Genomic DNA, 12188 nt, shown 5'->3' on the forward strand with positions numbered 1-12188 from the left:
TCGGTCCGAAGGTTCAGTCAGAGTGAAAACGTCGCGCATCCTAGCAAGGTGATTGACAGCTGTATTTAGTCATGATGAAATTTTAGCTGAAAAATTTAGAAGCACTAAAGCCCACTCCTGTCCCTTGCCGGGGATTCGGGGCGCGGGAGATGGTGCCGCGTGCGACAACGGAGAGTGGTCATGGCAGACGACACCGGGAAGTTCGGCGTTGGGGCACTGCATCTCGGCATTCCGAATCGTCGTCAGTTCTTCCAGCTCGGCGCGGGTGCCGCGGCGGGATGGACCCTTTCAGGCAACGCCTATGCCCAGACCGAACGCCCCACCAATCCGCCGGACAAGCCGCGCGGGCAGGTGATTGCGGCGCTGTCGCAGGAGCCGACCGTCTTTCATCCCTTGATGCCGGGCATCGAGGTCGATCAGGGCGTCTGGTGGCAGGTGTTCTCGCCGCTCTGGTTCATTGATCCCGACGGCAATTTCGTTCCCGATCTCGCCCGCGAAGTCCCGACCATCGAGAATGGCGGCCTGTCGGCCGACGGCCTGACCTGGAAGATCAAGCTGCGCAGCGACGCGAAGTGGCACGACGGCACGCCGTTCACGGCGGACGACGTGAAATTTTCAATCGAGCTGATCAACAATCCCGATTTCCGCGCGCGCAGCCGCGTCGGCCACAGCCTGGTGAAGGACATCAAGGTCGTCGCGCCCGACGAAATCCATTGGCGAATGGAGGCTCCCTATTCGCCCTATATGTCGATCCTGGGATCACTGACCTTCATCGTGCCAAAACACATCCTGGAGAAGGCGTCCGATCAGAATGCCTCGCCGTTCCACAACGCGCCGGTCGGGACCGGACCATTCCGTTGGGGCGAGCGCGTGCCTGGCGACCACATCCTGCTGAATGCCCACACCGGCTACCACGGCAAGGGGCCGTACGTCGAACGCGTGGTGTTCAAGTACATCCCGGACCTCACCGTGCTCTATACGCAGTTCCGCACCGGTCAGGTCGACTACACCGGCCTGCAAGGCATTTTGCCAAACTTCGTGCAGGAGGCGAAGACGCTGAAGGGCCGCAGGATCTTCGTCTCCTCGACGTCCTCGGTCGAGCACATCGCACCCAATCTAGAGTTCGGGCCGCTCGCCGACCGCACGGTGCGCGAAGCGCTCTATCTCGCGATCAACAAGCAGGCGATCATCGATGCGCTCAACTACGGCCTGCCGACTCAGACCGAGAGCTTCGTGCCGCAGCAGGCCTGGTCATTCCAGCAGGGACTGCCGCAGCACAAATACGATCCTGCCAAGGCCAACGCACTGCTCGATGCGGCCGGATGGACGCGCGGCTCCGGCGGGGTCCGCGAGAAAGGCGGCGTCAAGCTCGAATTCACCAACTCGACGACCTCGGGCAATGCCGTGCGCGAGCAGACCCAGCAACTCCTGATCCAGGACTGGCGCGCGATCGGCGCGACAATGCGCGTGAACAACATGCCGGCGGCCGTGATCTGGGGCGATTTCTGGCAGCAGTCGAAATTCAACTCGGTGATCGTGGGGGTGAACTTCATGCTGGGCAGCGACCCCGACGTGACGCCGCGCTTCGGCTCCGGCGCGATTCCCGCCAAGGGTGGCCGCGGCTACAACACCTATCAGTACCAGAGCCCGGAGGCAGACCGCCTCCTGACCGAAGGCGCCAAACAGTTTGATCTCGCGCAACGCAAGACGACCTATGGCGATCTGCAAAAGCTCATCCGCAACGACCTCGCGATCCTGCCGCTGTTCCAGGGTTTTATCGCCGAAGGCGTGAAGGAGGGGCTGCAAGGCTTCCGTCCCAACATCAACACCTCAATCAATTGCTGGAACATCCGCGAATGGTATTGGGCGTGATGCGTCTGGTCCGCGGAATCGTCTGAGATGGCCCGTTACGTCGCCAATCGCCTGGCACAGGCGATCATGCTGCTGGTGATCGTCTCGGCGATCGGCTTTGCCATCCTGCATCTCGCGCCCGGCGGTCCGCTCTCGCAATTTGCCGCCTCCGCGCAGATGACGCAGGAGGATCTCGACCGCGTCACCAAACAGCTCGGGCTCGATCGTTCGCTGCCGATCCAGTATCTCGACTGGTTCGGCCGCATGCTGAAAGGCGACTGGGGCCGCTCTTACCGTGACGGCGAGGCGGTGCTGTCGGTGATCTCCTCGCATCTCGGCGCCACCCTGGAGCTGATGGCGACGGCAACCATCGTTGCGGTCCTGCTCGGCTGCTGGATCGGCGTGCTCGGCGCGCTGCGCCGCTATTCGCTATTTGATACGCTCGCAACCGTCGGCGCCATGATCGCGCTGTCGATCCCGACCTTCTGGTTCGGTCTCGTCACCATCTACGTCTTCTCGGTCAAGCTCGGCTGGCTGCCGGCCGGCAACCGCGAGACTGTCGGCGACGGCTCGCTGCTCGATCTCCTGCATCATCTGATCGCGCCGGCGATGGTGCTGGCGCTGGTCGAGACCGCGATGTGGGGCCGCTTCATGCGTTCCTCCATGCTGGAAGTGATCAACCAGGATTACATCCGCACCGCGCGCGCCAAGGGGATGCCGGAATGGCGCATCCTCACCGTGCACGCCCTGCGCAATGCGATGCTGCCGATGATCACCGTCGCCGGCCTCCAGTTTCCGACGCTGCTCGGTGGCGCGCTGGTCGCCGAGACTGTGTTCACCTGGCCAGGCATGGGCCGGCTGTTCCTCGATTCCATCGGCTATCGCGACTATCCCGTGGTGATGGGCATTCTGATGTTCTCGGCGACGATGGTGCTGATCGGCTCGCTGCTCGCCGACATCTTCTATGCCGTCGTCGATCCGCGCATCCGGGTGGGCTAGGCGATGACGACCGCTGCCCTTTCCACCGTACAGCTTGCGCCCGGCCAGGCCGCCTGGCGGCGATTCCGCCGGCACCGGCTCGCGCTTGCGGGCGCGGTGATCATTCTGGTCCTCGTCCTCGGCTCGGTATTCGGCCCTTATCTGCTGCCGTTCGACGACACCTATATCGACATCATGAAGCGGTTCGCGCCGCCGTTTTCGGGCGCGCATATCCTCGGCACCGACGAACTCGGCCGCGACGTGCTGGCACGGTTGATGATGGGTGGACGGGTGTCGCTCTCGATCGGCATCGGCGCGATGGTGATCGCGATGGCGGTCGGCATCGTGGTCGGCGCCTTCGCCGGTTTCTATGGCGGCGTGGTCGGCGCGGTGCTGATGCGGCTCGTCGATGCCGTGCTGTGCTTTCCGACCATCTTTCTCCTGCTCGCGCTCGCAGCACTCACCGAGCCCGGTCTCGTTACCACCACCGTGCTGATTGCGGCGACCGCATGGATGTGGGTCGCGCGCGTCGTCGAAGCCCAGGTTCGTTCGCTGCGCGAGCGCGAATTTGCGGTTGCTGCGCTTGCCTTCGGCTCGTCGAATCTGCGGATCATGTTCCGCGAGCTCGTGCCCAATGCGATCGCGCCGATCGTGGTGGCGGCGACGCTGAACGTCGCCAAGGCGATCCTGCTCGAATCCTATGTCAGCTATCTCGGCTATGGCATTCAGCCGCCGGCCGCGAGCTGGGGCAACATGCTCAACAACGCGCAGATCTATCTCACCAGCGCGCCCTGGCTTGCGATTGTGCCGGGGCTTGCCATCACGCTTGCGGTGACGAGCTTCAATTTTCTCGGCGATGGCCTGCGCGATGCGCTCGATCCGCGAATGAACATCCCATGACGAGCCAGACTCTGAGCCGAGCCTCGATCGAACTGAATGCCAGGAGTGTCCCATGTCCCCGCCGCTCAACCGTATAAATAGCGACGAACGCCTGCCGGCGCAGGCGGACGTCGTCGTCATCGGTGGCGGCGTCATCGGCGTTTCCGCGGCCTATCATCTGGCGAAGAAGGGGTTGTCCGTTGCGGTGGTCGAGAAAGGGCATGTCGGCGGCGAGCAGTCGAGCCGCAACTGGGGCTGGTGCCGCCAGCAAGGCCGCGCGCGTGAGGAAATTCCGCTGGCCCGCGAGGCGCTGCGGCTGTGGGACGACATGCAGAACGACGCCGGCGTCGATGCCGGCTTCCGCCGCACCGGCGTTTTGTTTCTGACCAAGAGCAAGGACGAGCTCGCGAGCTGGGAGCGCTGGGCGGCGATGGCGCGCGAACAGCAGGTGCATTCGACCATCCTGACGCCGGCCGAGATCGCCGAGCGGATGCCCGGCAATGCCGAGAAATGGGTCGGGGGGCTGCACACACCGAGCGACGGGCGCGCCGAGCCGTCGATGGCCGTGCCGGCGCTTGCCACTGCCGCGCGCAAGCACGGCGTCACCATCCATCAGGGCTGCGCCGCGCGCGGGCTGGAGACGCTGGGCGGACGGGTCAGCGCCGTCGTCACCGAGAAGGGCACCATTCGCACACAATCCGTGCTGTTGTCGGGCGGCGCGTGGTCGTCGCTGTTCTGCCGGCGCCACGGCATCGAGCTGCCGATCGGTCTCGTCAACGCCACGGCATGCCGGACCACGCCGGCACCTGAGATCACCTCGGGTGCACTCGGCACCGATTTCTACTGCATCCGGCGCCGCCTCGATGGCGGCTTTACGCTCGCGCTGCGCAATCGTGGCACGGTCGAGCTATCGCCCGATCTGTTCCGTTATGCCCGCACCTTCTGGCCCACCTATCTGCACCGCCGCAATGGATTGAAGCTGTCGTTCGGGAAGTCGTTCTTCGACCAGATCGTGCGCGGCACCAGCTGGGGGTTCGACAAACCGTCGCCGTTCGAGACCGAGCGCGTGCGCGATCCAGAGCCGGACATGTCGCTGGTCGATGCGGCGCTCGCCTCGCTGATCAAGTCGAATCCTGAATTGAAGGACATCGAGATCGCGGAGGCCTGGGGCGGCACGATCGACTGCACGCCCGATACCATCCCGGTGATCTCGCCGGTCGATGCGCTTCCGGGCTTCTTCCTCGCGACCGGTTTCTCCGGCCACGGCTTTGGCATTGGCCCTGCGGCCGGCAAGCTCGCCGCCGACATAGTGACGGGTTCGACGCCGTTGGTCGATCCCGCGGCCTACAGCCACACGCGCATGATCGATGGCCGGCGGCTCGCGCCGGTCAGTCCGTTCTGAAGGCTCTTGCGGCATGACGGTTCTCTACAAGGCCAACATGGTTCGCGGCGCGGAGTGGGCGCGCTTCTTCGCGGAGCGTGCGCCCGAACTGCCGTTCCGGCTGTGGCCCGATATCGGCGATCCTGCCGAGGTGCGCTATCTCGTGACGTGGGTGCCGCCGGATGACATCGCGGGGACCTTCCCGAATCTCGAGCTGGTCTTCTCGGTCGGCGCCGGCGTCGACCAGTTCGACGCCGCAAAACTTCCACCGCACATTCCGCTCCTGCGCATGCTGGAGCCCGGCATTGCCGAGACCATGGTCGAATACGTCACCATGGCCGTGCTCGCCTTGCATCGCGATCTCCTGCATTTCATCGCCCAGCAGAAAGAACAGGTCTGGCGCGAGATCCGGATCACGCCGGCGAAGCGGCGGCGGGTCAGCGTGATGGGGCTCGGCCAGCTCGGCCAGGCCGTGCTCGAACGGCTCAAGGCGTTCGGCTTTCCGCTCTCGGGGTGGAATCGCTCGCCGCGCAGCATCGAAGGCGTGACCTGCTATGCGGGTATGGACAAATTGCCGGACTTCCTCGCGCAGACCGACATTCTCGTCTGCCTGCTGCCTTTGACCGACGACACCCGCGGCATCCTGAACGCCGACCTGCTCGCGCGCCTGCCGCGCGGCGCGCGGCTCGTCAATGTCGGGCGTGGCCCGCATCTGGTCGAAGCCGATTTCCTTGCGGCGCTCGACAGCGGCGTGCTGTCGGGGGCGGTGCTCGACGTCACCGAACCCGAGCCGCTGCCCGCAGGCCATCCGTTCTGGAGCCACCCGCGTATTCTGCTGACGCCGCACAATGCCAGCATGACGACGCCTGATACAGCCGTCGACTATGTGCTCGACGTCATCGCGCGACATCGCCGCGGCGAGGCCTTGCCGGGGCGTGTCGACCGTAGTCGGGGTTATTAGGACACTCGCATGAGCATGGGCGCAAGCGGAGCTGATCAAGTCGTTGCCGAGGCGAAGGCGCCTGTGCTCTCGGTCGTCGGCCTGACCACGTCCTTCGTGCGCGAACAGCAATGGATTCCCGTCGTCCGCAACGTGTCATTCGACGTCGCTGCCCGCGAAACCGTGGCGATCGTCGGCGAGTCGGGTTCGGGCAAGAGTGTGACCGCGCTCTCCATCATGCGGCTGATTCCGAAGGAGAGCGGCCGCATCGAGGGCCGCGTCCGGCTGACCGGCCGCGATCTGCTGACGCTGCCTGAAGCAAGCATGAAGGATATCCGTGGCAACGACGTTGCCATGATCTTCCAGGAGCCGATGACGAGCCTCAATCCGGTGCTCACGATCGGCTTCCAGATCGCGGAGGCGCTGATCCAGCATCGCGGACTGTCGCGCGCGGCGGCGGAGGCTGAGACCATTCGCCTGCTCGACCGCGTTCGTATTCCGGCGGCGAAATCGCGTTTCCACGAGCATCCGCACCGCTTCTCCGGCGGCATGCGCCAGCGCGTGATGATCGCGATGGCGCTCGCCTGCAAGCCGAAGCTTTTGATCGCCGACGAGCCGACCACCGCGCTCGATGTCACCATCCAGGCCCAGATCCTTGAGCTTTTGAAGGAGCTCCAGCATGAGGAGGGGATGTCGATCCTCTTCATCACCCACGACATGGGTGTGGTCGCCGAGATCGCAGACCGCACCGTGGTGATGTATAGCGGGCAGGCGGTGGAGACCGATGCGACCGCGCGCATCTTCGCGTCGCCTTCGCATCCCTACACAAGCGCGCTGCTCGCAGCCGTGCCGCGCCTCGGCTCCATGGACGGACGGACGCGGCCGATGCGTTTTCCGATCGTCGACAAGGTGACGGGCACCTCGGACGATCCGACGGAGACGCCGGACACGGTCTCGACCGTCGAGCGGCCGCTGCTCGAAGTCTCCAACCTCACCACGCGCTTTCCGATCCGGTCGGGATTGTTTGGAAAAGTCTCGGGCCGCGTGCATGCGGTCGAGAACATCTCCTTCACCTTGCGTGCCGGCGAAACGCTGGCGCTGGTCGGCGAATCCGGTTGCGGCAAGTCGACCACGGGCCGCTCGATCCTCAAGCTGATCGAGCCGGACAGCGGCACCGTTCTGATCGATGGCCAGGATGTCCTCGGCATGAAGGGCCGCACCTTGCGCGAATTTCGCAAGCAGATGCAGATCGTGTTCCAGGACCCGTTCGCCAGCCTCAATCCGCGCATGTCGGTGGGAACGGCGATCGCTGCGCCATTGTTGGCCAACCGGCTCGCCTCGGCGTCGCAGGCGCGCGAGATGGTCGCAGACTTGCTCGTTCGCGTCGGCCTGACCGTCGACATGGTCGCGCGCTTCCCGCACGAATTCTCCGGCGGCCAGCGCCAGCGCATCTGCATCGCGCGCGCGCTTGCGCTCGGCCCGAAGCTGATCGTCGCGGACGAGGCTGTCTCGGCGCTCGACGTCTCGGTCAAGGCGCAGGTGGTCAATCTGATGCTCGACCTTCAGGCCAGCATGGGCCTTGCCTATCTCTTCATTTCCCATGACATCGCGGTGGTCGAGCGGATGAGCCATCGCGTCGCGGTGATGTATCTCGGTGAGATCGTCGAGATCGGCCCGCGCGCGGCCGTGTTCGGTAGTCCGCAGCATCCTTACACGAAGCGGCTGATGGCCGCCGTGCCGGTGCCTGACCCCGCTCGCCGCGGCACGCGGCGCGAGGCCTCCAACGACGAGATCAAAAGCCCTGTGCGCGCCTCTGACTACCAGCCGCCGGTCCGGCAATATCGCGAGGTTTCGCCGGGCCATGTCGTGCAGGTCTGGGGCGAGGAATGGTCGGCCTGACGCGCGAAGGCCACGCCTTCACGAATTGACGTGCACGAAATCCCGCAGCAGCGGATAGATCTCGTTATTCCAGCGCTTGCCGGAAAACACGCCGTAATGGCCGACGCCGGCCTGCATGTGGTGCACCCTGCGATAGGCGCGCACGCCGGTGCAGAGGTCTTGCGCCGCGAGCGTCTGGCCGATCGAGCAGATGTCGTCCTTCTCGCCCTCGACCGTCATCAGGCCCATGCGGCTGACCGCCTTGGTGTCCACGGGACGGCCGCGATGCATCAGCTTGCCCTGTGGCAGGAGATGTTCCTGGAACACGTCGCGCACGGTTTCGATATAGAACTCGGCCGGAAGGTCCATCACCGCAAAATATTCGTCGTAGAAGGTCTTGATGCTGGCGGCCTTGTCCTTCTCGCCCTTGGCGATGTGGTTGGCGAGATCCATGTGCTGCTTGATATGGCGCTCGAGGTTCATCGAGACGAAGGCAGTGAGCTGCACGAAGCCCGGATAGACCTTGCGCAGCGCGCCGCGGCACTGCACCGGCACGTAGTTGATCAGGTTCTGCTCGAACCAGTCGATCGGCTTGCTCTTGGCGAACTCGTTGACCCTGGTCGGCTGGATGCGGGTGTCGATCGGGCCTGCCATCAGCGTCAGCGTCGCAGGCCGCGAGGGATGATTGCCCTCGCACATGATCGCGGCGGCCGCGAGCGCAGAGACCGAGGGCTGGCAGATCGCAACCATATGCGGGCGCGGGCCGAGCTGGCCGAGGAAGTCGATGAGATGCTCGGTGTAATCGTCGAGTCCGAAACGGCCCTCGCTGCGGGGAATGTCGCGCGGATTGTGCCAGTCGGTGATGTAGACGTCGTGATCCTGGAGCAGCGTCTTCACGGTGCCGCGCAGAAGCGTCGCGAAGTGGCCGGACATCGGCGCTACCAGCAGCATGCGCGGCTGCTCGCCTACGCCCTCCTTCTTGAAATGCAGCAGCGAGCCGAACGGCGTCGCGTAGGCGATTTCCTCGGTGACCGCCACCTCGCGGTTTCCGACCATCACGCTGTCGATGCCATAGGCCGGTCGAAGATAGGTGAGAGTGGAGCGCGAGATCAGCTCCAGCGCCGCCGAGAGCCGGCCGACGACCTGATCCGACACGCCCTGGGGCACCAGATGAAGGAATTTGAGCGCGGACGAAGCTCCCGCCCGCCACGGCGCCGTCAGGTCCATGTGGTTCTGAAAGGCCTGATAATACATCGACATCATACTGGAGTGCCCACCTGTCCCATGTTGCCATGCAATATCGAAGCCAAAGCCGAGTCAAATCGCCCGGAAAACTGGCACGTGGCTTGCTGTTGAACGGATGGGAAGCACAGGTAATGGGCACGCCCGCGGGCCGGGCGGGGTGCAGGTCACAGGCGTGAGGGAATGGGCCATATGGCGAAAGCGACACTGACCATCAGCAGCAAGAACTATTCGTCCTGGTCGCTGCGTGGCTGGCTGCTGACGAAGTTTTCCGGGCTCGATTTCGAGGAGATCGTCACCGCGCCGGACGACGCGTCCGCGCGTGCGGAAATCCTCTTGCTGTCGTCCTCGATCCTCGTGCCGTGCCTGCGGCACGACGGCGCCACGGTCTGGGACACGCTGGCGATCGCCGAATATCTCAACGAGGCGATGCCGGATGCCGGGCTGTTGCCGGCCGATCGCGTCCAGCGCGCGCATTGCCGCTCGATCTGTGGCGAAATCCATTCCGGCTTCACCACGCTGCGCGCCTCGCTGCCTGTCAATCTGAAGGGCCATTTCCCCGGCTTCAAGATCTGGTCGCGCGCGCAGGCTGACATCGACCGCGTCTGGGCGATCTGGCGCGACTGCCTGGAGAAGTCGGGCGGTCCGTTCCTGTTCGGCGAGAAACGCACCATGGCGGACGCGATGTACGCCCCCGTGGTGACGCGCTTCGTGACCTATGACGTCAAGCTCGAGCCGCGGCTGAAGGCCTATGCCGACACCATCATGGCCATGCCCGAGGTGAAGGAATGGATCGCGGCGGCCAAGGACGAGCCGGCCGAGATCGAGGAGCTCGAGGTCGAATATTAGGCAGGTCTTGTTCTGCCTTGCCTGTTTAGACGGCGCGGACCTCCCGCGGTGCCGCCGGCGATTGCGCGATCGCAACGGTTAACCTTTGGTGGCGGCCAGCGGCTGGCGCCCACCCGCGCCTCTCGCAGATGTTGTACGCGCGAGCGGGCGACTCGCGACATCTAGCCGTGAACAGGCGTGGACAGAGCGATTCGGCTGATTCGGACGTGATTCGTTCGGGCCGCGTTCCGAAGGTTAAGGCAGCGCGCGGCCCCGTTGCATTTTGAGACAGGTGCTCAGGCGACGCCCGAATGCTTCACCCGCGGTACGCGCCAGCCGATCACGGTCGCTTCCACCGCGACGCCGGCCGCGTCGTTCTGCCAGCGGCCCTCGACATAGCGGCAGGCGAACGGCAGCTGATACGTTCCGCTGTGGTCCTCGCACAGCACTTCGACCGGCAGGCCAGGTGGCGGTTCTCCGGCGCCATCGAATTCCGCCAGACGTCTGTCACGCGTTGCCATTCCAAAAATCTCCCCTAATCAAAGCCGCGGAAAGAGCGCCCACTTTCTTCCGCGCGCGGTTCACTGCTCCCCGTCCAAGGATCGTCCAGAGGGAACACGCCAAGCTCAACGCGAGAATGCGGTACGAGTGTGGTAGCTTCGGGCAGCCGTGCCCAATCGGCGCACATTGCCGTGATTAATTTGATGAGGAACCTGTATGCTGCGCCGGACCGCTGCCGTTTGCTTCGCGATGTTACCGCTCGTCGCGCTGGCGCAGACCCCGGTGCGCGCGCAGGACGTGCCCGGCATCGAGATCTGCACGGTCGAAAAGACCATGGAGCGGCGCACAAGTTGTCTCCAGAGCAATGTCGACTTCCTTCAGAAGACGATCACGAAACTTAACCTCGATCACCAGCAGAAGCTGGATGCCGCCAACCGCCAGATCGATGCGTTGAAGGTGACGCTTGTTGGCTTGCAGAAAACGGTTGGCGATCTCCAGACGGCGCAGGCCAAGTTGGTGGAGGATGTGAAGAAGAAGCAGGATGCGCCCCCGCCGAAGGATGCGCCGAAATGAATTCGTGTCCCGGACGCAGTGCAGCGTGAGACGCTGCGCCGCAGAGCCGGGATCCAGCGCCGCACGCAGCGCGGCAAGATGGGCCCCGGCTTAGCAGCGCACCACGCCGCGAAGGGCGGCGCGTTGCACTGCATCCGGGGCACGAGAGCAATCCCGATCAAGCGAGCTGCGGCGACTGTGAGCATGATCGCTTTGCTTCGAATGAGAGCCGTAATCCATGAATCCAGCCCAGCGCGCGCTCTGGTACATCGAGAGCCATCTGGTCGAGCCGATGACGCTCGACGAGATCGCTGCGATCGGCGGCGTGTCGCGGTTCCACATGGTGCGCGCGTTTGCCGCAGCCACCGGTCGTCCGGTGATGCGTTACGTGCGCGCACGCCGGCTGACGGAGGCGGCGCGCAGCCTTGCCAAGGGTGCGCCAGATATTCTCTCGCTGGCGTTGGACGCGGATTACGGCTCGCACGAAGCATTCACCCGCGCGTTCCGCGACCATTTCGGCACCACGCCGGAAGCGGTGAGGGCGGCGACGTGCATCAACGATCTCAAGCTTCAGGAGCCGATCCTCATGGACTCCACCATGCTAGACAATCTTGCCCCGCCGCGTTTCGAAACCACAAAGGCCTTCCTGGTCGCCGGTCTCGTTGAGCGCATCGCCTGCGACAATGGCGCAATGATCCCGGGACTATGGCACCGCTTTCATCAGGAGGTCGGCGACATTCCCGCGCGCATTGGCAAATTGGCTTATGGCGTCTGCTGCAACGGCGACGATTCCGGCAATTTCGACTACGTCGCCGGCGTCGAAGTCGCCGATTTCTCGGAGCTGCCGCGCCGCTTCGGTCGCATCCGCATCCCCGAACAGCGCTACGCGGTGTTCACCCATTCGGATCATGTCGCCTCGATCCGACGCACCGTCAACACCATCTGGAATCAATGGCTGCCGGCATCCGGCCTGAAAGCCGCTGACGCGCCGAACTTCGAGCGCTATGACGAGACGTTCGATCCCATGACCGGCAATGGCGGCTTCGAGATCTGGGTGCCGGTGCGGCAATAGCATGATCCGGAAAAGTGCGTAGCGGTTTTCCGAAAAGATCATGCTCAAACGACAACCCAAGGCGCGGTGACCCTCATCGCGCTTTG

Annotated in this window: 11 protein-coding genes; 9 read left to right on the plus strand and 2 right to left on the minus strand. The window is 64.3% G+C overall.

Features of this window, described 5'->3' with window-relative positions; genetic code table 11:
• Positions 1-180: 180 nt before the first annotated feature.
• Genes ABIB73_RS10335 through ABIB73_RS10360 form a run of 6 tightly spaced genes read left to right on the plus strand, consistent with a single transcriptional unit; the run spans position 181 to position 7928 of the window.
• Entirely contained in the window at positions 181-1872 is a 1692-nt protein-coding gene (locus tag ABIB73_RS10335; protein WP_354223623.1) for a peptide ABC transporter substrate-binding protein, read from the plus strand.
• A gap of 27 nt (positions 1873-1899) precedes the next feature.
• Positions 1900-2850: an ABC transporter permease gene (locus ABIB73_RS10340; protein WP_354223625.1), complete on the plus strand. Its 951-nt coding sequence runs from the start codon at positions 1900-1902 to the stop codon at positions 2848-2850.
• Between the two features lie 3 nt (positions 2851-2853).
• Complete coding sequence (locus tag ABIB73_RS10345) at positions 2854-3729, plus strand: ABC transporter permease (RefSeq protein ID WP_354223627.1); 876 nt, start codon at positions 2854-2856, stop codon at positions 3727-3729.
• Positions 3730-3781: 52 nt separating this feature from the next.
• Positions 3782-5110 (plus strand): NAD(P)/FAD-dependent oxidoreductase, encoded by a 1329-nt coding sequence (locus tag ABIB73_RS10350; RefSeq protein ID WP_354223629.1) that lies wholly within the window; start codon positions 3782-3784, stop codon positions 5108-5110.
• 13 nt (positions 5111-5123) lie between these two features.
• Positions 5124-6050: a 2-hydroxyacid dehydrogenase gene (locus tag ABIB73_RS10355; protein ID WP_354223631.1), complete on the plus strand. Its 927-nt coding sequence runs from the start codon at positions 5124-5126 to the stop codon at positions 6048-6050.
• Between the two features lie 9 nt (positions 6051-6059).
• Positions 6060-7928 carry an ABC transporter ATP-binding protein gene (locus tag ABIB73_RS10360; RefSeq protein ID WP_354223632.1) on the plus strand — a complete coding sequence of 623 codons (1869 nt, stop codon included), beginning with the start codon at positions 6060-6062 and terminating at the stop codon, positions 7926-7928.
• Between the two features lie 18 nt (positions 7929-7946).
• On the opposite strand, the gene ABIB73_RS10365 is transcribed toward ABIB73_RS10360, so the two are convergent.
• Positions 7947-9170 (minus strand): polyhydroxyalkanoate depolymerase, encoded by a 1224-nt coding sequence (locus ABIB73_RS10365; protein WP_354223634.1) that lies wholly within the window; start codon positions 9168-9170, stop codon positions 7947-7949.
• A 171-nt stretch (positions 9171-9341) separates the two neighbouring features.
• Between ABIB73_RS10365 and ABIB73_RS10370 the strand changes: the two genes are divergently transcribed.
• Positions 9342-9998, plus strand: a complete 657-nt coding sequence (locus ABIB73_RS10370) for a glutathione S-transferase family protein (RefSeq protein ID WP_354223636.1) — start codon at positions 9342-9344, stop codon at positions 9996-9998.
• 275 nt (positions 9999-10273) lie between these two features.
• Here ABIB73_RS10370 and ABIB73_RS10375 read toward each other — a convergent pair whose 3' ends face one another.
• The gene (locus ABIB73_RS10375) at positions 10274-10498 is read right to left on the minus strand and encodes a hypothetical protein (protein ID WP_354223638.1); all 225 of its coding nucleotides are present in this window, start codon (positions 10496-10498) and stop codon (positions 10274-10276) included.
• Positions 10499-10694: 196 nt separating this feature from the next.
• Here ABIB73_RS10375 and ABIB73_RS10380 point away from each other — a divergent pair, with 196 nt between their 5' ends.
• Positions 10695-11051 carry a hypothetical protein gene (locus tag ABIB73_RS10380; RefSeq protein ID WP_354223640.1) on the plus strand — a complete coding sequence of 119 codons (357 nt, stop codon included), beginning with the start codon at positions 10695-10697 and terminating at the stop codon, positions 11049-11051.
• Between the two features lie 217 nt (positions 11052-11268).
• The gene (locus tag ABIB73_RS10385; protein ID WP_354223642.1) at positions 11269-12102 is read left to right on the plus strand and encodes a GyrI-like domain-containing protein; all 834 of its coding nucleotides are present in this window, start codon (positions 11269-11271) and stop codon (positions 12100-12102) included.
• Positions 12103-12188 lie beyond the last annotated feature (86 nt).

The sequence above is a fragment of the Bradyrhizobium sp. F1.4.3 genome, assembly GCF_040548375.1.
Classification (GTDB): Bacteria; Pseudomonadota; Alphaproteobacteria; order Rhizobiales; family Xanthobacteraceae; genus Bradyrhizobium.